This is a genomic window from Streptomyces cupreus (genome assembly GCF_014257025.1).
Classification (GTDB): domain Bacteria; phylum Actinomycetota; class Actinomycetes; order Streptomycetales; family Streptomycetaceae; genus Streptomyces; species Streptomyces cupreus.
On sequence record NZ_JACMSF010000010.1, the window covers coordinates 53610 to 75512 of the forward strand.

Sequence of the window (21903 nt, forward strand, 5' to 3'; positions counted from 1 at the left end):
CAAAAGGGCATCACTGTGAAACGATTCAAGACGGGAAGCTATGAGGCCGCCGGAGGGGTGTCAACCCCCAAGTCCAAGCCTTTTGCTCGTGACTCCGCCGTGACCTTTGTTCATCGAAACTTTTTCGACACGAACCCATTGACGTGACATGCGGGGCGTGTCTAACGTCCCGGCAACCAAGTTGAAACCTTTCACGACGTCGCGAGAGCAGTCCCGCCGACGTCGTCGAGGAGCCCTCATGACCCACCCGTCCACCACGGGTCCGGCCCCGGTTCTTGCGCTCAGGGACGTTTCGAAGTCCTTCGGCGCGGTCCGCGCCCTGCGGGACGTCTCCCTGGAGCTGCTTCCCGGGGAGGTGCACGCCCTCGCCGGAGAGAACGGCGCGGGCAAGTCGACCCTCATCAAGACGCTCGCCGGAGTGCACCGGCCCGACGCCGGCCAGGTGCTGCTCGATGGCGCGCCCGTCGTCTTCCACGGCCCCGGCGACGCCCGCGACGCCGGCATCGCCGTGATCTACCAGGAGCCGACCCTCTTCCCGGACCTGTCGATCGCCGAGAACATCTTCATGGGCCGCCAGCCCCGGCGCGCCCTCGGCCGTATCGACCACAAGGCCACCCACGCCGCCACCCTGGCCCTCATGCAGCGCCTCGGCGTCGAGCTCGACCCCGACCGGCCGGCGCGCGGTCTGTCCATCGCCGATCAGCAGATCGTCGAGATCGCCAAGGCGCTCTCCTTCGACGCCCGCGTCCTGATCATGGACGAGCCCACCGCCGCCCTGACCGGCAGCGAGGTCGCCCGTCTCTTCGGCGTCGTGCGGACGCTGCGCGAACAGGGCGCCGCGGTGCTCTTCATCTCCCACCGGCTGGAGGAGATCTTCCAGATCTGCCGGCGGGTGACGACCCTGCGCGACGGCGCCTGGATCGCCAGCGAGCCGCTCGACGGCATGACCGAGGACGACCTGGTCCGCCGGATGGTCGGCCGCGACCTGGACGAGCTGTACCCCAAGCAGGACGTCGAGCCCGGCGAGATCGCGCTCAGCGTGCGCCGGCTGACCCGGGAGGGCGTCTTCACCGACGTGTCCTTCGACGTCCGGCGCGGCGAGATCGTCGGTCTTGCCGGACTGGTCGGCGCCGGGCGCACGGAGGTCGCCCGCGCGGTCTTCGGCATCGACCGCTGGGACGCGGGCGAGGTCGAGGTGGCCGGACGGAAGCTGATCAACGGCGCTCCGTCCACCGCCATGGCCTCGGGTCTCGCCCTCGTCCCCGAGGACCGGCGCGCCCAGGGCCTGGTGATGGACATGTCCATCGAGCGCAACATCGGCCTGACCGGACTTCGTACGACCGTGAAGGCCGGACTGATGGACCGCGGCGCCGAACGCAGCCGATCCCTCGACTGGGCCGTCAAGCTCCAGGTGAAGTACGCCCGGATCGCCGACACGGTGAACACCCTGTCCGGCGGCAACCAGCAGAAGGTCGTCCTCGCCAAATGGCTCGCGACCCGGCCCGAGGTGCTCATCGTCGACGAGCCGACCCGCGGAATCGACGTCGGCACCAAGGCCGAGGTGCACCGGCTGCTCTCCGAACTCGCCGCCGACGGGGTCGCCGTCCTGATGATCTCCTCCGACCTGCCCGAGATCCTCGGCATGGCCGACCGCGTGCTGGTGATGCACGAGGGCCGGCTCACCGCCGAGATCCCCCGCTCCGAAGCCACCGAGGAAACCGTGATGGCCGCAGCCACGGGGAGGGCCGCCGCATGACGGTGACCACTCCTCAGCAAGCCCCTGTCACCGAAGTGCCCAAGTCCAGCGGCACCCGGCTGGTCGACCGTGTCTTCAAGATGCGCGAACTGGCCATCCTGCTCGTCTTCCTGGTGATGATCGCCGTCACCCAGGCCGGCAACAGCGAGTTCCTCACCGAACAGGGCATCAAGGACCTCCTGCTCAACGCGACGATCCTGGTGCTGGTCGCGGTCGGTCAGGCCGTGGTCGTCATCACCCGCAATGTCGACCTGTCGGTCGGCTCGACGCTCGGCATCAGCGCCTTCGCCGCCGGCACCTATCTCCAGGGCGGAGGCGACTCGGCGGTCGCCGTGGTCCTGGCGATCCTGGTGGGCGTCGGCTGCGGTCTGCTGAACGGCCTCCTCGTCTCTCTCGGCCAGGTGCCCGCGCTCGTCGTCACCCTCGGCACGCTGTACATCATCCGCGGCATCGACTCCATCTGGGTCGGCTCCCGCCAGATCACCGCGGCCGACCTGCCCGACGGCTTCGTCGACTTCGGCTCCGGCGGTATCTCCGCGGTGCCGTGGCTGGCGCTGATCGCGCTGGCGGTGCTGGTGGCGACCGCGTACTACCTCAAGCACTTCGGCAGCGGACGCGAGCTGTACGCGCTCGGCTCCAACCCCGAGGCCGCGCGACTCGCCGGTATCGCGGTCCGTAAGCGGATCCTGGCCGCCTACACCTTCTGCGGCGCCCTCGCGGGCCTCGCCGGCGCGATGTACCTGGCCCGGTTCGGCAACGTCGACTCCGGCACCGGCAACGGCTACGAGCTCACCGTCGTCAGCGCGGTCGTGGTCGGCGGCGTCGTCTTCACCGGCGGCTCCGGCAGCGTCTACGGCGCCGCCCTCGGCGCGATGCTGCTGACCTCCATCAACAGTGTGCTGCCCGCCCTCGGTGTCAGCTCCGTCTGGGTGCTCGCCATCAACGGCATCCTGCTCATCCTCGCCATCGCGGTCGACCGGATCGTCGCGCTGCGCGTGGCCTCGGCCCTGAAGAAGAGGAACGCCCGCCATGCCTGACTCCCTGACGCGTGCGAGCCGCTGGTCCGCCTCGTTGAGGTGGGACACAGCGGTCGGCGCCCTTCTGATCGTCGTGCTCCTGCTGTCCTTCGGAACGGTCGACGGCTTCGGGAACTCGCTCAATCTGTCGTTCCTGATCGGAAACACCCTTCCGATCGCTCTGATCGCCCTGCCGATGACGCTGTTGGTCGTCTCGGGCGAGATCGATCTCTCGGTCGCCTCCACCGCCGGTCTGTCGGGCGCCGTGATGGGCGCCCTGTGGAACCAGGGCATGACGATCGAAACGGTCATTCCGATCTGTCTGCTGATCGGTGTCGTGTGCGGGCTGATCAACGGCCTGCTGGTGACCAAGCTGGGGCTGCCGTCCCTCGCCGTCACCATCGGCACCCTCGCCGCCTACCGGGGCATCGCGCAGATCGTGCTCGGCTCCGACGCGGTCACCGACTTCCCCACCCAGTACCTGGACTTCGCGTCCGGGCATATCGGCGACACGTTCATCCCGTACGCCCTGCTGCCGTTCCTGGTGCTGCTGGCCATCGCGGTGCTCGCCCTGCACGCCACCCCGTTCGGCCGGTCGCTGTTCGCGATCGGCGCCAGCGAGGAGGCCGCCCGCTTCGCCGGCATCCGGGTCAAGCGCCAAAAGCTGATCCTGTTCACCCTGACCGGCCTGATGGCCTCGCTCACGGGCATCTTCTGGGCCCTGCACTACGCCAGCGCCCGCTACGACAACGCCACCGGCCTCGAACTGTCCGTCATCGCGGCGGTGCTGCTCGGCGGCATCGACTTCGACGGCGGCAAGGGAACACTCGGTGGCGCCATCGCCGGTGTCTTCCTGCTCGGCGCGCTCCAGAACGTGATGAGCCTTCAGGACGTCTCCGCCCAGTCGCAGATCCTCGTCACCGGTGTGCTGCTGGTGCTCTCCGTACTCGGCCCCCGCGTCGCACGGCAGATCGCCGTCGCACGGGCCGGACGACGGGCGGCCGCCTCGGCGCCGCCCGTGACCAAGACCCGCACCCCAACCGCCTGAACCCTCCGCTCACCCAGCCCCCTGTAAGGAAAGAGCCGTCATGCGTAAGTCATCCCTGCGTCGTTCCTGCGCGGCCCTCGCCGCCGTCACCTCCCTCGCCCTCGCTCTCACCGCCTGCGGCGGCACCACCAAGGAGGACGTCGCCAACGAGGACGCCTCCGCCGCCACCGCCGGCAAGGCCGACCCCAACGCCGAACTGAAGAAGGGGCTGACCGTCGGCTTCCTGCCCAAGCAGGTCAACAACCCCTACTTCACCTCCGCCGACAAGGGTGGCGAGGCCGCGGTCAAGGAGCTGGGCTCCAGCTACAAGGAGGTGGGCCCGTCCAGCGCCACCGACACCGCCGGGCAGGTCTCCTACGTCAACACGCTCACCCAGCAGCAGGTCGACGCGATGGCCGTCTCCGCGCAGGACCCCGGCGCCCTGTGCACCGCGCTCAAGCAGGCCATGAAGAACGACATCAAGGTCGTCACCTACGACTCCGACACCAAGGCCGACTGCCGCAACGCCTTCGTCTCGCAGGCCTCCGCCGAGGACCTCGGCCGCACCGAGGTGCAGCTGCTCGCCGAACAGATCGGCTACAAGGGCGAGATCGCGATCCTGTCCGCCGCGCAGACCGCGACCAACCAGAACACCTGGATCGAGTTCATGAAGGACGAGCTCAAGGATCCGAAGTACAAGGACATGAAGCTGGTGAAGGTCGCGTTCGGCAACGACGACGCCCAGCAGTCCTTCCAGCAGACCCAGGGCCTGCTCCAGGAGTACCCGAACCTGAAGGGGATCATCTCCCCGACCACCGTCGGCATCAAGGCCGCCGCCCAGTACCTGTCGGGTTCCAAGTACAAGGGCAAGGTCAAGCTGACCGGCCTCGGCACCCCGAACGACATGCGCAAGTACGTCAAGAACGGCACCGTCGACGCCTTCGAGCTGTGGGACCCGGCGAAGCTCGGTGAGCTGGCCGCCCGTACCGCCGTCGCGCTGGTGTCCGGGCAGATCACCGGCAAGGAGGGCGAGACCTTCACCGCCGGCGACATGGGCGAGTACACGATCGGCAAGGACGGCGTGATCAGCCTCGGCAAGCCGACCGTGTTCGACGCCAAGAACATCGACCAGTACAACTTCTGATCCCCAGGGGGCTGTTGATGCAACGCGTGTGCTTTCTGCTGAAGGTCCGGGCGGACCGCCTCGACGAGTACCGCGAGCGGCATGCCGCCGTATGGCCGGAGATGCTGGACGCGCTCTCGGTCACCGGCTGGCACAACTACTCGCTCTTCCTGCGGGAGGACGGCCTGCTGGTCGGCTACTTGGAGACCGAGGACTTCGCCGCCGCCCAGGCCGGCATGGAAGCCACCGAGGTCAACGCCCGCTGGCAGGCGGAGATGGCGCCGTTCTTCGAGTCGCTGGACGGCGCCCGGCCTGACGAGGCCATGAAACCGCTCACGGAAGTGTTCCACCTCGCCTGACCCTCGCTGCACCACCCTTCCCCGACACCTCGCCGACAACGGAGTCCCCCCGAGATGAAGAGACGCACGCTGCTGGGCGCCGCCCTCGCAGGAGCCGTGATGACCCCCGCCTTCGCCTCCGGCACCGCCCGAGCCGCCGACCCCGGCCCCTCGGTCACCCTGACCGGCACCACCACCCTCGACACGCAGGCCCTCTTCTTCGTGTCGTACGACGGACTGGTCAACAACAACGCCTTCCAGAAGAACGGCCTGCTGACCTACAAGGGCTACCAGTACGCCGTCTGGTACACCGCCGACCGCAACGCCGTCGTCGGCCGCCGCGTGCTCGGCTCCAGCACCTGGTCCACGGTCAAGGTCGGTCACACGCTCCGCTACAACGACTCCCACAACGTCATCTCGATGGGGATCTCGAAGGTGGACGGCCGCCTCCACCTCAACATGGACTCGCACAGCGACGGCTTCACCTACGTCAAGTCGGTCGCCGGTCTGATGGACAACCCGGCCGGCCTGAGCTGGACCGCCAGCCGCTTCGGCGCCCCCCAGTCCACCCTGGACGGCCTCGCGCTCACCTCGCAGTTCACCTACCCGCAGTTCATCTCCACCCCCGAGGGCAAGCTGCAGCTCAGCTACCGTGTGGCCGTCTCCGGCAACGGCCGCAACGCGCTCGCCGAGTACGACGGTTCGACCTGGACCAACCTCGGCGAATGGACCAGCTCCACCGGCACGTACACCAGCGAGCACGGCTCCTCCACGGCCCGCAACATGTACCTGCACGGCATCGACTACGACAAGAACGGCCGCCTGCACTCCTTCTTCACCTGGCGCGAGCAGAACGGCGCCGTGATGTGCAACAGCGGCGGCATCACCAACCACGACACCGGCTACGTCTACTCCGACGACCGCGGCCGCACCTGGCGCAACAACGCCGGCACCGTCGTCGGCACCACCGGCGGCTCCGACAAGGTCGCCGTCACCGACAGCGGGCTCGTCGTCGACCCGCTCAACCCGGACCACTCCCTGATGAACCAGGAGAGCCAGTTCACCGACTCCGCCGGCCTGCCGCACGCGATCATCAGCTACGTCCCCGGTCGCTTCGGCCAGTGCACCACGAACTACGTCGCCGACCGCACCGCCAACGGCCGCGCCTTCCACGTCCGCAAGAACTCCTCGGGCGCCTGGCAGAAGACCGAGATCCCGGTCCCGCTGAACTCCAGCCAGCGCACCAAGCTGATCCTGGACAAGTACGACAACGCCTACGCGATCTTCCCGTTCTGCCGCATCGCCGGAGCCTCCAAGGCCTCCGGGTACACGGACTGGACGATGCTGTACGACGGTGTCACGGCCGGTCTGAACGCCTTCGGCGAGGTCGTGATCGACGAGACGCGTATCGCGCAGGACAACTTCCTGTCGATCATGTACCAGGAGAAGTCCAGCGGTACGACGCCCTCGGCGCTGCGTAACCTCAACTTCCGCCTGCCTGCCTGATCGCAGTCGTTGTGGGCGGCATGACGGTAATGTGCCTTCGCGCCGCCCCACGTAGGAAACGTCTCTCTGGAGGTCCCTGACCGATGGCCCAGTCGGTGGGTATCAAGGACGTCGCCCGCGCCGCCGGAGTCTCCGTCGGCACGGTCTCGAACGTCATCAACCGTCCGGACTCGGTCGCGACCGAGACCCGGGCGCGGGTGCAGTCCGCGATAGACCGGCTGGGCTATGTCCGCAGCGAGTCCGCGCGCCAGCTGCGCGCGGGCCGCAGCCGGATCATGGGGCTGCTCGTCCTCGACATGGGCAACCCCTTCTTCGTGGACGTCGCGCGCGGCGCCGAGCGGGCCGCGCGCGAGGCCGGGCTCGGCGTGATGGTCTGCAACAGCGCGCAGAGCGCGAGCGAGGAGGCCGACTACCTGTCGCTCTTCGCCGAGCAGCGGGTACGGGGCGTGCTGCTCACCCCGGCCGACGCCACCGGCCGCAACATCGAGACATTCCGGCGGCACAACATCCCCTTCGTCCTCGTCGACCGGGTCGCCGAGGGCACCACCGAGTGCTCGGTCTCCGTCGACGACGTCGCGGGCGGTGCGCTCGCCGTGCGCCATCTCGTCGACGCCGGGCACCGCTCCATCGCCTACGTCAGCGGCCCGCCCAGCCTCAATCAGGTCCGCGACCGCCGTACCGGCGCGCTGTCGGCGCTCGCCGAGGCCGGCCTTCCCCCCGAGGTGCTGCGCGAGCTGCCCACCGAGCGGCTCGACGTCGCCGCGGGCCGGGACGCCGGCGCCCGGCTGCTCGGCCTCGCCGACCGCCCGACCGCCGTCTTCTGCGCCAACGACCTGCTCGCCCTCGGCGTCCTGCAGGCGATGTACGCGGCCGGCGTGAGCGTCCCCGACGACCTCGCCATCGTCGGCTACGACGACATCGAGTTCGCCGCCGCCGCGGCCGTCCCCCTCACCTCCGTGCGCCAGCCGGCCGTCACCATGGGCGCCCTGGCCGCGGACCTGCTGCTGGAGGAGACGGAGAGCGAGGGCGGCGCGCGCAGGCACGAGCACCGGCGGGTGGTGCTCCAGCCCGAGCTGGTGGTGCGGCGCTCCAGTCTGTCCGCCCGCTGATCCGGCGTTCAGTACGATTTCATGATCCCGGGGATCGGATATCGGACGGACATGTGCTGAACTGGGACGCGCCCGACCATCCGTCCGTCACGGGAGCCCTGTTGACCGCGACCTACCGCCAGCCCGGCGTCGTCCTCACCGACCGCCACTTCACCGTGCCCCTCGACCACGCCGACCCGGCGGGGGAGAGCATCGAGCTCTACGCCCGTGAGGTGGTCGCCGGTGACCGGGTGCACCAGAACCTTCCGTGGCTGGTCTACCTCCAGGGCGGCCCCGGCTTCGGGGCGAACCGTTTCGTCGGCAAGCAGGCCTGGCTCGGCCGCGCCCTGAAGGAGTACCGGGTCCTGCTGCTCGACCAGCGCGGCACCGGCCACTCCACGCCCGCCAACCGCCAGACGCTCCCGCTGCGCGGCGGCCCGGCCGAGCAGGCCGACTACCTCACGCACTTCCGCGCCGACTCGATCGTCCGGGACTGCGAGGCGATCCGCCCGGCCGTCACCGGCGGCGCCCCCTGGACCGTCCTCGGGCAGAGCTTCGGCGGCTTCTGCACGGTCAACTACCTGTCCACCGCCCCCGAGGGCCTCAGCACCGCGATCATCACCGGCGGCCTGCCCTCGCTCGACGCCCACGCCGACGACGTCTACCGCGCCGCCTACCCGCGCATCGAGCGCAAGGTCACCGCCCACTACGCCCGCTACCCGCAGGACGTCGAGCGGGCCCGCCGTATCGCCGACCACCTGCTGAACCACGAGGTGGTGCTGCCGAACGGCTACCGGTTCACCGCCGAGGCCTTCCAATCCCTCGGCATCGTCCTCGGCGGCGGCGAGGGCAGCCACCGGCTGCACTACCTCCTGGAGCACGCCTTCGTCCGCACCACGCAGGGCATGGTCCTCTCGGACGCCTTCCAGGAGGAGGTCCAGGGCCTGCTGTCGTACGCCGCACACCCCCTGTACGCCCTGGTCCACGAGGCGATCTACGGCCAGGACGCCCGCCCCACCGCCTGGTCGGCCGAGCGCGTCCGCGCGGAGTTCCCGCAGTTCGACGCGGCCAAGGCGCTGGCCGGGGACGGGCCGCTGCTGTTCACCGGCGAGACCGTCCACCCCTGGATGTTCGACTGCGACCCGGTACTGCGCCCGCTGCGCGAGACCGCCGAACTCCTCGCCGCCCGCACCGACTGGGCGCCCCTGTACGACCCCGCCCGCCTCGCCGCGAACGAGGTCCCGGTCGCGGCGGCCGTCTACCACGACGACATGTACGTCGACACCGCCCACGCCCTTCGGACGGCCCGTACCGTCCGCGGTCTGCGCACCTGGGTAACCGACGAGTTCGAGCACGACGGCGTACGCGCGGGCGGCCCCCGGGTGCTGGATCGTCTGCTGGCCCTGACGCGTGACGAATTGTGAGGTCATCGGGGTGCCCGCGGGCTAGTCTGCGGGCATGACCGAGCCGATGATCACTCAACTCCGGCCCATGCCCGAGGACTGGCAGCGCGCCCTCGCCGTGGTGGCGCATCCGGACGATCTGGAGTACGGCTGCTCGGCCGCCGTCGCCGCCTGGACCGACCAGGGCCGTGAGATCGCGTACGTCCTGGCGTCCCGGGGCGAGGCCGGGATAGACACACTGGAACCCGCCGCGTGCGGTCCGCTCAGGGAGCGCGAGCAGCGGGCGAGCGCGGCGGTGGTCGGGGTGTCGGTGGTGGAGTTCCTCAACCACAAGGACGGCGTGATCGAGTACGGCACCGCCCTGCGCCGGGACATCGCGGCGGCGATCCGCCGGCACCGGCCCGAGCTGGTGATCACCCTGAACCACCGGGACACCTGGGGCGGCGTCGCCTGGAACACCCCCGACCATGTGGCCGTGGGGCGCGCGACACTGGACGCGGCCGGTGACGCCGGGAACCGGTGGATCTTCCCCGAGCTGATCGAGCAGGGGCTTGAGCCCTGGAACGGCGTCCGCTGGGTCGCCGTCGCCGGGTCCAGCTCGCCCACCCATGCCGTGGACGCCACGCCCGGCCTGGAGCGGGCGGTGCGCTCGCTGCTCGAACACCGCAGCTACATCGAGGCGTTGACGGACAAGGACCCGGAGACGTACGTCCGTGACTTCCTGACCGGGAACGCCGCGGCGACGGGGGAGCGGTTCGGCGGGCGGCCGGCGGTGTCGTTCGAGGTGTTCGGCCGATGACCGCCCAAGGGGCGGTGCTCGCCGAGCGTTTCGAGGAGAACCGCGACCGTCTGAACGCGGTGGCCTACCGCATGCTCGGCTCGCTTGCCGAGGCGGAGGACGCCGTCCAGGAGGCATGGCTGAAGCTCAGCCGCAGCGACACCGAGGACATCCGCAACCTCGGCGGCTGGCTGACCACGGTGGTCGGCCGGGTCTGCCTGGACATGCTGCGCTCGCGCACGACGCGCCGCGAGGACCCCCTGGACGACACCTTCGTCCCCGACCCCGTGATCCGGCCGCTGACGCGGATCGACCCGGAACAGGAGGTGCTCCGGGCCGACTCGGTGGGCCTCGCCCTGCTGGTGGTGCTGGAGACGCTGGAGCCCGCCGAGCGTCTGGCGTTCGTGCTGCACGACATGTTCGCCGTGCCGTTCGACGACATCGCGCTGATCGTGGAGCGCAGCCCGGCCGCGACCCGCCAACTGGCCAGCCGCGCCCGGCGCCGGGTCCGCGGCGCCACCCCGTCGACCGAGCCCGACCTCGGCCGGCAGCGTCAGGTCCTGGACGCGTTCATGGCGGCCTGCCGGGCCGGGGACTTCGACGCCCTGCTCGCACTCCTCGACCCCGAGATCGTGCTCCGGGCCGACTCCGGGCCGCTGGTGGGCGGCGCGGCGGCGTCGAAGCTGGTGCGCGGGGCGCGTCCGGTGGCCGAACAGGCCATGCTGTTCCGCGAGTTCGCGCGGTACGCCCGGTTCGTGCTGGTCAACGGCGAGCTCGGCATGCTCAACGCGCCCGAGGGGCAGCTGCTGTCGGTCACCGGCCTCACCATCGCCGACGGCCGGATCACCGGGATGTACATCCTGGCCGACCCGGAGCGTCTGGCCCGGCTCGACCTGCCTGTCCTGGGGGACTGAGCGGCGGACGGTCGCCCGTAGGCTGGTCGGTATGCGAGACCTCACGCTGGACCCGGCCGGCCTGCGCGGCGACTGCGCGAACTGCTTCGGGCTGTGCTGCGTCGCCCTGCCCTTCGCCGCCTCCGCCGACTTCGCGGTCGACAAGCGGGCCGGGACGCCCTGCCGCAACCTCCAGGACGACCACCGCTGCGGCATCCACGCCCGGCTGCGGGAGCGGGGCTTCACCGGCTGCACCGTCTACGACTGCTTCGGCGCCGGACAGCGGGTCTCGCAGGTCACCTTCGGCGGCCAGGACTGGCGTACCGGACCCGCCGAGCACGCCCGGCGCATGTTCGACGTGTTCCCGGTCGTGCGTCAGCTGCACGAACTGCTCTGGTACCTCCACGAGGCCCTCACCCTGTCCGCCGCCCGGCCCGTCCACACCGATCTGCGCCGGGTCCTGAAGAAGACCGAGCAGCTTGCCGCGGGCACCCCCGAGGAGCTGGCCGGGCTGGACGTGGGCGCGCACCGGCAGGAAGCGGGCGCGCTCCTGGGGCGGGCCAGCGAGCTGACGCGGGCGGGCCTGCGCGGCCGTAGGAAGGACCGCAGGGGCGCGGACCTGATGGGCGCCCGCCTCAAGGGCGCCGACCTGCGCGGCGTCAGCCTCCGCGGCGCCTACCTCATCGCCGCCGACCTGACCGGAGCCGATCTGCGCGGCGCCGACCTCCTCGGTGCCGACCTGCGCGACGCCGACCTCACCGACGCCGATCTGACCGGCGCCTTCTTCCTCACCCAGCCACAGCTCAACGCGGCCCGGGGCAGCGCGGGGACGAGACTGCCGGGTTCCCTCACCCGCCCCGCGCACTGGACACCGCGGCTCTGAGGGCGCCCGGCGGAGCAGGGGCGGGGTAGCGCGGGCGGCCGGTTGCCCGATTTGCAGCCGCCCGGCGCGCTGGATGGCGCGGTTCTGACGGCGCTTGGTCGACCGGGGACGCGGGGGTCGGGTGGCGCCGGCGACCGGCTGCTCGACTTACTCGCCCGCCCCGCGCACTGGACACCGCTCCGGTGAGCCGACCTCGACAGCGGCGCGGCGCTCCAGGCCCAGCCGCATCCCCTCCGGCATGAGCGTCAGCCGCTCGGTCACGTGCAGCCGGTAGCCGGGGTCCGGGCGCAGGGTGTAGCGGCGCAACAGCAGGCCGAGGACCAGCGTGGCCTCGTGGAGCGCGAACTGGCGGCCGATGCAGGCCCGCGCCCCGGTGCCGAACGGCTTGAAGGTGTGCGGCGGACGGGACCGTACCGCCTTGGGGTCGAAGCGGTCCGGGTCGAAGCGCTCGGCGTCGGCGCCCCAGGCCGCCGGGTCGCGGTGCAGCATCGGGGTGAGCACCAGCGTCCAGGCGCCCCGCCGCATCGGATGCTCCCCGGCCAGCACCGTGTCCTCGCGGGCCTCCCGGGCGAAGGCGGGTGCGGTCGGCCACAGCCGCAGCGACTCGTCCAGCACCCGGCGCAGATAGCGCAGTTTGGCCACCTGGTCGTAGCCCGGCAGCTCCGCGTCGCCCCAGACGCGGTCCACCTCGGCGCGGGCGCGGGCGGCGACGTCCGGGTGCCGGGCGAGGTAGTACAGGGCGAAGGAGAGCGCGCCCGAGGTGGTCTCGTGGCCGGCCACCAGGAAGGTGATGACCTGACGGCGGACGTTCTCCGCCGACAGCCGCTCGCCGGTCTCGGGGTGGGCGGTCTCCAGCATCCGGTCGAGCAGATCGCCGTCCCCGCTCGTCGTACGGCGGGCCCGGACCAGGGCGTCGACCGTGCGGTTGAGGTAGGCGATGTCGGCCTCGTTGCGCCGCGCGGACCGGCGCAGCAGGAACGGCGCCGGGAGGGTGTTCAGCCGCTGCGCGTGGGCGAGCGTGCCGACCATCGCGGTCACGAAGGGGTGCGGCCGGGACCGTTCGAAGGAGCCGAAGTCGTGCCCGAACCCGGTACGCGCGATGGTCTCCAGGGTCAGCTTGGTCATGTCGCCGGGCACGTCGACCGTCCGGCCGGCGAGGGCCGCGCGGTCCCAGTGGTCCGTGAGCCGCCCGGCCACGTCCAGCATCATCGCGTGGTAGCCCTCCATGGCCTCCCGGCTGAACCCGGGGGCCAGGACGTCGTGCGCGAGCTGCCAGTTGGGCTCGTGGTTGTACGCCGTGAACAGGGCGTCCCCGACGACCGGCCGCAGATTGGCGATGCCGAGGCCCACGTGCTTGGCGAACCGTGTCTCGTCCGCGAGGTCGGCGGCGAGGGCCGCGCCCCACACGAACACGAACTCCTTGCCGAACGCCTTGCGCCGGAAGATCGGCCCCAGTCGGCGGGCGTGCCGCATGGAGTCCTGCAGCGGTGTGGTCCGGCTCGCGCCCAGGACGTCGCCGAGCAGCGGGAGCCGGTGGGGCGGGTGCGGGATGCGGTGCAACTCGGGCCAGCCCTGCTCGGCGCTGCGGAACCCCTTGGGCAGCGCGGACCTGGTCGTCGTCTCCGCCATGACGCGATCTCCCTTGATCCTGCGGCAGGTTGAGCGTGTTGTACGTCGGTTCAATAGCGCGGTTCAGTCTGGTCCGGTTGTTGAACCGGCGTCAAGTAAGGTGCGGGCATGAGTGCGAACCAGGGCGAGCGCACGCGCCGTCGGCTCAGCACCGAGGAGCGCCGGGAGCAGCTTCTCGCCGTCGGGGCGCGGCTGTTCTCGGAGAGCCCGTACGACGAGGTGTGGATCGAGCAGGTCGCCGAGATCGCCGGGGTCTCGCGCGGGCTGCTCTACCACTACTTCCCGACGAAACGGGACTTCTTCGCCGCCGTGGTGGACCGCGAGAGCGAGCGCATGCTGCGGATGACGGCCGCCGTGCCGGGCCTGGCGGTGCGCGAACAGCTCACCGCGAACCTCGACACGTATCTGGCGTACGTCGAGGAGCACGCGCACGGCTTCCGCGCGTTCCATCGCGCCGAGGCGTCCGGCGACCGGGCCGTGCGCCAGGTCTACCGACGGGCTCTCGCGGCGCAGGAGAAGCAGATCCTCGCGGCGATGGCGGTGGACCCCGAGTTCGGCCCTGTCTTCGAGCAGCGCCCCGACATCCGGTTCGCGGTGCGGGGCTGGCTGGCGTTCACCACCGCCGTCTGTCTGGAGTGGCTGAGGGGTTCGGAGGAGCTGACCCGGGACCAGGTGCGCGACCTGTGCGCCCGCGCCCTGTTGGGCGTCATCGCCCCCTGAAAGCAGTCCAGTGACTCCGCGCACGATCGCGGGTGGTGGTTGGCGTGCGGCTCGATCTTCGATAGGTTAGGCAAGGCTTACCTAAGGAGGTACGGAATGGGTGACAGCCAGAGCTGGACGGCCACGCCTGCCGCGGCGGAGCGCGCCCGGTCGGTGCTCGCCACCGCATGGTCCTGCACGGTGACCGCGGAGGGCAGCCGGGAGGATTTCGTCGGCGCGCACACCGTGGCCGAGGACGGCCGGGTGCTCCTGCACGTGCCCGAGGACAGCGCCCTGGTCACGGCCGCGATCTGCGCGCCGCGCGGAGAGCCGTCCGCGGTGCTGGAGTTCGCCGACGTCGCGCCCGTCCCCGTACGCAACCGTATCCGGGCCCGGCTGTGGATCGCCGGCTGGTTCGGCGCCGAGGAGGGCCATCTCGCCTTTCAGGCCACGCGCGTGGTGCTGCGGGAGCCGAGCGGCGCCGTCGTCGTCGACCTCGACGAGTTCACCGCCGCCGAGCCCGACCCGCTGGCCACCGCCGAGGCCCGGCTGCTGACCCACCTCGCCGACTGCCACCCGGACGCGGTCGAGCGGCTCACCCGGCTCGTCGAGCCGGAGAGCCTGCACGGCGCGGTCCGCGTCCAGCCCCTCGCCGTCGACCGGCACGGACTGACGCTGCGCATCGAGCGCACCCGCGCCCACGGCGACGTACGCCTGCCCTTCCACCGGCCCGCCGACGACGTCGCCCAGCTCACCGAACGCATGCACGTGCTGCTCGGCCAGGCGAGCGCCGCTTCCTGCCCGCGAGCCCTACAGCGGCAGCGCACAGACGGCGACGGGTGACGCGAACGGCTCGCCCGCGAGCCGCAGTTCACCGCTGACCTCGTCGACCCGGAAGACGCTCACGGTGCTCGACCGCTGGTTCGCCGCGAAGAGCAGCCCGCCGTCCGGTGAGAGGGCGATCTGGCGAGGGAAGTCACCGCCCACCGGCACGGTGCCGAGCAGCCGGAGCCGGGCCCCGTCCGCCTCCACGGCGTACCGGGAGAGGCTGTTGTGGCCCCGGTTGGCGAGAAAGGCGTACCGGCCGTTCGACGTCACCACGATCTGCGCCGGGTAGTTGGTGCCCGATCCGGTGCCGGTGGACTGCGCTTCGCCGACGGTGACACGGCCGGTTCCGGGGTCGTAGGCGCAGACGGCGACGGTGTCGTCGCCCTCGTTGGCGAGATAGGCGTACCGGCCGCCGGGATGGAAGGTCAGATGGCGTGGCCCCGCTCCCGGGCGGATCCGCGCGCGGGAGACCTCGGTGAGCGTGCCCCTCGTCTCGTCCAGGCGGTAGGTGTACACCGTGTCGGTGCCCAGGTCGACGGCGAGGACATGGCCGCCGTCGGGACTCGTGACGATCTGGTGGGCGTGCGGTCCGTCCTGGCCAGGACCCGGCGCCGGACCGGAGTGCGTGACCAGATCGGTGCGCTCCCCGAGCGCGCCCGAGGCCTCGACGGGGTGCACGGCGACGCTTCCGGTGCCGTAGTTCGCGCTGAGCAGCCAGCGCCCGCCCGGATGCACCGACAGATGAGCGGGCGCCGCCCCGCCGGTGCTCCGGCTGCCCAGGATCTTGCGGTCGGACAGCCGGACGGCGGTCACGGCACCGTCCTCGCGCTCGTTCACGGCGTACAGCGTGCGGCCGTTCGGATGGAGCGCGAGATACGACGGGTCGGCGATGCCCGCGATGGTGCCCGCGCCGGTGACCCGGCCCGACGCGGGGTCGTACGAGGCGACGCCGACGCCCTCTCCGCCGCCCTCGGCCGAGGTGTACGTGCCCAGGTACAGCGGGCGGGGACCGGAGGGTGTCGCGGCCTCGTCCGAGGCGCTCGGCGTGGTCTCGGGGGCTGTGGTCTCCGGCGTCGACGCCTCGTCGCAGGCCGGGAGCGCCACCGCGGCGGCGGTTCCCGCGAGGGCGCCGACGAACCGGCGCCTGCTCACGCCACCACTGCCCATGTCCACACCTTCAGATCGTCCGTCGTCGCGACAGCCACCCTGGCGTGGATCACCCGGCCGGTGCAACCGACGCGCTACCAGTCGCCGTCCTCCACCGGCTTCCCCTTGAGGGGCTTCACCTGGCCCGGAGCGGGCTGCTGCCAGGGCTCGTGGTCGTCGCCGATCCAGTCGCCGACCGGTTTCACGCCCTCCAGCGTGTCGGTGGGGGCGAGATCCTGCGCCTGGTCGTCGTAGTAGTCGAACCAGGGCAGCCCCGCGCGCGTGTAGGCCGCGCGGTCCACCGGGGACGGGGGCGGCTCCTCGCCGGTGATACGGCGCCACTCCGGGGGTGTCACCAGGTGGACGAAGACCCGGCCGGCCGGCTCCTCGGCCCAGTCCGTCGCCGGGCGGTCGTCCTTGTAGACCTCCTGACGCATCGAACCGCCGACGCCCAGGCCCATCGCCGGGGCGGACCGGGGCGCGGCTCCGGGCGCCGGCATCGCCGCCGGGGCGGGCGGCGGCGCCATCGCCATCGGCATCGCCACGCCGTACGCCCCCGGCGGGGTGAGCGCCCGCGCCCGCTCGGCCCGCAGCCGCTCCTCCTCGCGCCAGCGGGCGAGCGCCTTCGCGCCGAGCGGGAACGTCTGGAGCTGGACGCCGCCCCAGACCTCCTCGCCGGTCACCTGGCCCTCCACGGTGGCGCCGAGGCCGAGCGGTACGGCCACGAACTGGCGGACCGTGCCCTTGCCGGAGTTGATGCCGTCCAGCCAGGGCTGACGGGGGAGCACGACGTAGTTCTGCGGCTTTCGGGTCAGCCGGTTGCTCCACGGCTTGCCGGAGACCGCGCACACCTTGCCGACCCCGACCTGGAGCGCCGCGGGCTCGACGGTGCCGGCGAAGCTCAGCCACATCGCCTCGCGCAGATACATCGGCAGCATCACCCCGCCGCGCGCCCGCCACGCCTCGGGAACCGTGTCCGGGTAGTCCGAAACCCGCCGCAGCGGGAACTCGCCAAGACCCGGCGGCAGCGGATGCGTCCCCGTCTCCGGCAGCCGCAGGGTGCGGACGAACCGCACCGCCACCCCGCCCGGCAGCCGCAAGGTGTTCCCGTCGATCCGTACGCCGTCGCCGCTCATCCACACGCCCCCTCAGGTGACTTCGTCACCTAGAACGACGGACCGAGGCCAGACGGTTCCGGCCGTCCCGCATGCTCTCCTGGAACCGGGTCAGCCGCGGCATCCGCTCGCGCTGCTCGCGCGAGACCCGGTCCAGCTCCTCCAGCAGGCGGCGCGAGCGGTGCTCGGTGTCCAGCTCGTCGAGGATGCGGTTGACCTCGGTCAGCACCGCGCCGTGCAGCTGCCACTGGCGGGCGTCGCGCTGGACCTCCTCCAGCAGCAGCTGGGCGAGCTTGTCGCGGGTCGCCGTGGCATGGCGCAGCTCGGAGGCGAGCCGCTCCTCCGCGGACTCGGCGTTCTCGCTGACATGGGCGGTGACCAGCACCGCGAAGCTCACCACGGCGTCGGCGATCTCGGACAGCAACTGCTCCACCGCGGCACCGACCTCCGATGCGAACAGCGGGTCGGGATCGCGTTCCTTGGCCAGGTCGGTGAGGGTGCGGGCGATCACCCGCAGGACGACGGTGCAGATCTCCAGGGTGTCCAGGCCGGTGCGCAGCACCACCCGGTGCAGCAGTCCCTCACGCACCCGAGGGTTGAGCCGCAGGCTGTCCTCGGCCTGCCGGAGCGCCGCGTCCACCTCGACGATGTCGTGGTCGAGCCGGCGTGCCTCGTGCAGCCGGGCCGCCGCGCGCTCCACGGGCGTACGGCCCGCGGCCTCCTCGCCCATGCTCAGCATCAACTGCCGCACCCGGCGGGCAAGACCCTCGATGGACTCACCCGCCTCGCCCACCCACACCGGCGGGGCGAGCAGCAGATTGCAGCCGAGCCCGACGACCGCGCCGATCAGCGTCTCCAAGACCCGTGCCCACGCCGTGTCGCCGACGGTCGTCACCCCGAGCACCAGCATCGCGCTGATCGCCACCTCGGGCACGTACTCGTCCACCCGGACCAGATGACCGACCGCCAGCGAGGCCACGATCAGCAGGGCCAGGCTCCACCAGGTCAGACCCACCAGGAGGCTGAAGGCGATGGCGACGAGGACTCCGGCCACCACGGAGTTCACCCGGCGCACGCCGTTGGTGAGCGTCGCGTAGAGGGTGACCTGGACGACCAGCAGCGCCGTCAGGGGCGCGGTGAGCGGGGCATTCTCGGGGCTCAGCTGCAGCGCGATGACGTAGGCGACCGTCGCCGCGGCCGCCGACCGCAGGGTCTGGACGACGACGGGGTCCCGGCGCAGCTTCACCAGCCGCTCCCGGGACACCCGCCACTCCCGTACGTCACGCATTCTTGGGCTGTTCCCCTCTCACGGAGCACCGAACGTGCCGAGACCGGACATGCGGAACGTGACTGTCCGCAAGGAGGCCAACATTGATCGAACAGGGGGTCACCTGGCAAGAGGCAGGAGGACGCACGAGCGGCGGACCGCGTGGGTCCCGACCCTGTTCATCATCCCCGGCACCGCGACGTCCGTCCTCCCGACCGGGCTCAGACGTACAGCTTGTCCAGGAAGGCGGTGAGATTGCCCTCGGTCCGTGCGATCTGCTCCTCCAGCGTGAGGCTCTCCTCGAAGCGGGCCCCCGAATCCGGGACCTTCCTGCCGCGGACGTAGAGGGAGCAGGCGAGGTCGGTGCACATGTACAGGCCGACCGAGTTGCCCTCGCGACCCGCCGAGCCGGCCTTGCGGGCGGTCATCAGGGAGACCCCGCCGCCCCGATGGGTGGTGAGGCACAGCGAGCACATACTGCGGTGCAGGAACCCGCGCTGAGAGGAGGGAAACCGGAGCGTGACCCCGACGAGCTGCCCGTCCCTCTCGGTGACGAGACAGCACCGGTCGGGCGCCCCCGGATCTCGCCAGCCGAGGAAGTCCAGATCGGCCCAGGGAAGTTGATCGAGATCCCGCGGCACGGCGAGCCGCTTGGCCTCGCCCTTCGAGCAGTTGACAAAGGAGTCGCGGATCTCGGGCTCGGTGAGTGCTCTCATGGGGGCCTCCTGGGGGTGCGTGCTGTATCTTTAGAACCTAGGGATCCTAGGTTTCTGGCTAAAGCCAAGCGTAATCCCCCGATAGGGGCCAGTGAATTTCGATGCCACCCGGGGTGTGCCGGATGACCGGGGGACAAGGTGGCGGATTCATGGGCACGGGTCCGGCGCACCCTGAGCGTGAAACGGGCGGGTCGCGGTCGCGTCCCATTGCTCCTATGCCAAACAGCCAATGCGAGGGGGTTCACGTGGTCGTGTGAGGCTTGGGCATCGTGCTGGAGGGCTCAATAGACGACGTCGGACAGTCGACGTTCGAGGGCGTGCGGAGGGCTTCGGTCGTGGTGTCGCCGGAGTCCTGTCGTCGCTTCAGATAGGCGCGTGCGTCGGGGTGGTGGTGCGCCTGGGTGACCGCGATCTGTTCAGGGCTGTGTTGAGTTGACGGTTTCCGACGCGACTGAGGCGGTGCCGTTCGTGGTTGTCCGACCACAGGGGCAGGGGCGCTCTCCCCCAGCATCTTCGCGGCGTGAGCGTGCCACAGCCGGGGATTTCAAGCAGGGTCGCGCCGAGCACTTCGATGCTGCCGGTGATCTCCGCGTCCAGGTCGTTGATCTCCTCAGTCAGTGCTTGGCAGCGGGCCCGGCACCTGCTGGCCAGGCGGGCGACGACGCCGTCGGCCTGCGGAGGAAGTCCGCCACCACGGCGGTCAGCCCGTCGCGTGGCATTGCGTGTCAAGCGTTCAGAGGCAGCCGTGCCCCTCATTCCCCCTGCACGACCGAGCCCCCTGCACGGCCCTCCTTGGGTCGTGCAGGGGCCCACTGCCGTGTCGGGTCAGCGCAGTTCGCCGAGCGTACTGCGCAGCCAGTCCAGCGGATCTGTCTCCAGCAGCTGGTCTGCGAGCGCGTTGGCCGTCTTCGTGATGAGACGACCGCGGCTGTTGTCAATCCACCGCTGCGCGAGCTCGTAGCCCTGGGCTTTGTACTCGATGCCCTGCAGCATGCATTCCAGCTTGTCCGCGTCCCGTGCGCAGATCGCCTCGGCGGACTCCCGAGCCTCGTACTCCGCCACCAGGTCCCGGACGGTCGAGGCGAGGACCTCCGGCATGCCCGCCGTCTGGTCGGCGGTGACGGCCTGCGGATCGGGCTCGTCGGCGTACTTCTTCGCGAGGTGGTTGAGGTCGCCGGTGCGCGTTTCCTGCGAGTCGTGCCAGACAGCCAGGAACGCGGCGCGTGCCGGGTCGGCGCCTTCCAACTTGGCGATCACGGACGCGATCAGCGAGGTGCGCCAGGCGTGCTCGGCTACGCTCTCTGGATCGCGCACGCCTGCCATCCACCACCCGGTGCGCTTCGATTGCTTGAGCGTCCCCGCTTCGTACAGGAACCGTGCCACCTGGGCCAGCTCATCGGTCACGGTTGGTCTCCTCTCACGCCTCGGCAAGGCGGATTGCGTACGTGATGCTCTCCAACTCGCGACGAGCGCGAGCCGTTAGCCCCGGGCTATCCAACATCACTGGCAGCCGATCGCGCAGCGCCCGGCTGGCAGCGCCGGACTTCAGGAGGTTCGGACGGATGGCGAGCAGTGACCACAGCGAGTGGATGTTCAGGTCCACGTAACCATGCTGGGGTGCGAGCCCGTGGGTCAGGTGCAAGAGCAGCTTGTCCCCGGGCCAGGGCCCTGGTGTCCGGGAGGCCATGAAGTCGTCGGACAACTGGAGGTGAGTGTTCTCGCCCACCCAGTACGCCCAGTAATTGAGGTTCGCCGCCTCGCCGACGTCGTCGTCGACCAGCTCGGAGTCGATGAAGTAACTCATCCGGTCCCGGTCCCCCTGCCGTGCAGCGACCGCTGCCACGGAGCGTGAATTGAGCCAGTCGATCAGCCAGCCGCTGGGCCGCTCTGTGGCCTGCTGGTGGGCCAGCCACTCGGCAGTGTCCGCCTGGTCGTCGTAGCCGGACAGGTACAGGGCCTGGCGGCGTAACAGGAACTGGTCCTCACCGCGGGCCTGTTCGGCCGTGTGTCGCATCCGCTGGAAGAACCGGCGCCGGTCGTTGATGGCCAGTTCGGGGGCCGGCGGAACCGGGCCACGGCGAGGCCGCGGTGGAACAGGCAAGTCGACCACGGCCTGCGGCGGCACGCGGTTGAGTGGCCAAGCGAGCACCGCGACCAGGTCGCGTTGCATGACCCAGGCGCCCAGAGGGCTCTCGGCGACAGGTGTCTCTTCGTCCAGGGCACTCGTCAGGAGCACATCCGCCTCCATGGCTCGCTCAAGCGCCTGCAGGAGTGTCGGGGCAGTGCCCAGTTGCATCAGGCGGTGGCGCAGTACGAGCATCTGCCCGACGGGGATGGCTGTGAGCGGTCGTCGCCCGGACTCCCAGCCTGCGACCGTGTCCGGTGAGACATTGAGCTGCTCGGCAATGGCCTCCTGCGTGAGGCCGAGTTGCTCTCGGATGACCCGGAACACGTACCCGGTGATGACCCCGACACGGGGCCGCGAGGCCGAACCCCGACTGCCAGTCAGGGTTTCGCCTGAGCTCGACGGCATGAAATCCACCAATCCCCGCGCAGTATCACGTTCTTACCTGTACCGACGGTCACTTCAGGCCGTGATAGCTACTTCCTACCGTGAAGGTAGTCACCTAACAACTGAGCGTATACGGAAGGCGCTGCCGTGGAATCCCAAGTGCCTATGAGTACCCCACCG

Annotated in this window: 20 protein-coding genes; 13 read left to right on the top strand and 7 right to left on the bottom strand. The window is 70.6% G+C overall.

Going from position 1 to position 21903, the window contains the following annotated elements; genetic code table 11:
* Nucleotides 1–238 precede the first annotated feature (238 nt).
* The 11 genes from H4N64_RS12015 (at nucleotide 239) to H4N64_RS12065 (ending at nucleotide 11811) form a co-directional block, all read left to right on the top strand.
* Nucleotides 239–1756: a sugar ABC transporter ATP-binding protein gene (locus H4N64_RS12015; RefSeq protein WP_186282234.1), complete on the top strand. Its 1518-nt coding sequence runs from the start codon at nucleotides 239–241 to the stop codon at nucleotides 1754–1756.
* Nucleotides 1753–2793 (top strand): ABC transporter permease, encoded by a 1041-nt coding sequence (locus tag H4N64_RS12020; RefSeq protein WP_186282235.1) that lies wholly within the window; start codon nucleotides 1753–1755, stop codon nucleotides 2791–2793. Before H4N64_RS12015 ends, H4N64_RS12020 begins: the two co-directional genes overlap by 4 nt.
* On the top strand, nucleotides 2786–3820 hold the full coding sequence (locus H4N64_RS12025; protein ID WP_186282236.1) for an ABC transporter permease: 1035 nt from the start codon (nucleotides 2786–2788) through the stop codon (nucleotides 3818–3820). The genes H4N64_RS12020 and H4N64_RS12025 overlap by 8 nt, the downstream gene beginning before the upstream one ends.
* A gap of 40 nt (nucleotides 3821–3860) precedes the next feature.
* Nucleotides 3861–4943, top strand: coding sequence for a rhamnose ABC transporter substrate-binding protein (gene rhaS / locus H4N64_RS12030; protein ID WP_186282237.1), 1083 nt, complete (start codon nucleotides 3861–3863; stop codon nucleotides 4941–4943).
* A 17-nt stretch (nucleotides 4944–4960) separates the two neighbouring features.
* Nucleotides 4961–5281: an L-rhamnose mutarotase gene (locus H4N64_RS12035; RefSeq protein ID WP_186282238.1), complete on the top strand. Its 321-nt coding sequence runs from the start codon at nucleotides 4961–4963 to the stop codon at nucleotides 5279–5281.
* A 54-nt stretch (nucleotides 5282–5335) separates the two neighbouring features.
* Complete coding sequence (locus tag H4N64_RS12040; RefSeq protein WP_186282239.1) at nucleotides 5336–6766, top strand: BNR repeat-containing protein; 1431 nt, start codon at nucleotides 5336–5338, stop codon at nucleotides 6764–6766.
* An 83-nt stretch (nucleotides 6767–6849) separates the two neighbouring features.
* Entirely contained in the window at nucleotides 6850–7875 is a 1026-nt protein-coding gene (locus H4N64_RS12045; protein ID WP_186282240.1) for a LacI family DNA-binding transcriptional regulator, read from the top strand.
* Between the two features lie 101 nt (nucleotides 7876–7976).
* A complete protein-coding gene (locus tag H4N64_RS12050; protein WP_186282241.1) occupies nucleotides 7977–9278 on the top strand; it encodes an alpha/beta fold hydrolase in 1302 nt (433 codons plus the stop codon).
* Nucleotides 9279–9312: 34 nt separating this feature from the next.
* Nucleotides 9313–10056, top strand: coding sequence for a PIG-L deacetylase family protein (locus tag H4N64_RS12055; RefSeq protein ID WP_186282242.1), 744 nt, complete (start codon nucleotides 9313–9315; stop codon nucleotides 10054–10056).
* Nucleotides 10053–10949: an RNA polymerase sigma factor SigJ gene (gene sigJ, locus H4N64_RS12060; RefSeq protein ID WP_186282243.1), complete on the top strand. Its 897-nt coding sequence runs from the start codon at nucleotides 10053–10055 to the stop codon at nucleotides 10947–10949. The genes H4N64_RS12055 and sigJ overlap by 4 nt, the downstream gene beginning before the upstream one ends.
* Before the next feature lie 31 nt (nucleotides 10950–10980).
* A complete protein-coding gene (locus H4N64_RS12065) occupies nucleotides 10981–11811 on the top strand; it encodes a pentapeptide repeat-containing protein (protein ID WP_186282244.1) in 831 nt (276 codons plus the stop codon).
* Nucleotides 11812–11958: 147 nt separating this feature from the next.
* Here H4N64_RS12065 and H4N64_RS12070 read toward each other — a convergent pair whose 3' ends face one another.
* Nucleotides 11959–13440, bottom strand: coding sequence for a cytochrome P450 (locus H4N64_RS12070; RefSeq protein ID WP_186282245.1), 1482 nt, complete (start codon nucleotides 13438–13440; stop codon nucleotides 11959–11961).
* Nucleotides 13441–13548: 108 nt separating this feature from the next.
* Between H4N64_RS12070 and H4N64_RS12075 the strand changes: the two genes are divergently transcribed.
* Together H4N64_RS12075 and H4N64_RS12080 are read left to right on the top strand one after the other, a co-directional pair.
* Nucleotides 13549–14160, top strand: coding sequence for a TetR/AcrR family transcriptional regulator (locus H4N64_RS12075; protein WP_186282246.1), 612 nt, complete (start codon nucleotides 13549–13551; stop codon nucleotides 14158–14160).
* A 96-nt stretch (nucleotides 14161–14256) separates the two neighbouring features.
* Nucleotides 14257–14982, top strand: coding sequence for a DUF2470 domain-containing protein (locus H4N64_RS12080; protein ID WP_186282247.1), 726 nt, complete (start codon nucleotides 14257–14259; stop codon nucleotides 14980–14982).
* Here the strand turns inward: H4N64_RS12080 and H4N64_RS12085 are convergent.
* The 6 genes from H4N64_RS12085 to H4N64_RS12110 form a co-directional block, all read right to left on the bottom strand.
* A complete protein-coding gene (locus tag H4N64_RS12085) occupies nucleotides 14950–16134 on the bottom strand; it encodes a lactonase family protein (RefSeq protein ID WP_186282248.1) in 1185 nt (394 codons plus the stop codon). The two genes, H4N64_RS12080 and H4N64_RS12085, sit on opposite strands and share 33 nt — an antisense overlap.
* A 74-nt stretch (nucleotides 16135–16208) precedes the next feature.
* On the bottom strand, nucleotides 16209–17249 hold the full coding sequence (locus H4N64_RS12090; RefSeq protein ID WP_186282249.1) for a hypothetical protein: 1041 nt from the start codon (nucleotides 17247–17249) through the stop codon (nucleotides 16209–16211).
* 25 nt (nucleotides 17250–17274) lie between these two features.
* Nucleotides 17275–18516 carry an FUSC family protein gene (locus tag H4N64_RS12095; protein WP_186282250.1) on the bottom strand — a complete coding sequence of 414 codons (1242 nt, stop codon included), beginning with the start codon at nucleotides 18514–18516 and terminating at the stop codon, nucleotides 17275–17277.
* Nucleotides 18517–18716: 200 nt separating this feature from the next.
* Entirely contained in the window at nucleotides 18717–19211 is a 495-nt protein-coding gene (locus H4N64_RS12100) for an FBP domain-containing protein (RefSeq protein ID WP_186282251.1), read from the bottom strand.
* A gap of 825 nt (nucleotides 19212–20036) precedes the next feature.
* Nucleotides 20037–20615 carry an HD domain-containing protein gene (locus H4N64_RS12105; RefSeq protein ID WP_186282252.1) on the bottom strand — a complete coding sequence of 193 codons (579 nt, stop codon included), beginning with the start codon at nucleotides 20613–20615 and terminating at the stop codon, nucleotides 20037–20039.
* Nucleotides 20616–20628: 13 nt separating this feature from the next.
* Entirely contained in the window at nucleotides 20629–21744 is a 1116-nt protein-coding gene (locus H4N64_RS12110) for a helix-turn-helix domain-containing protein (RefSeq protein ID WP_186282345.1), read from the bottom strand.
* Nucleotides 21745–21903: the final 159 nt, after the last annotated feature.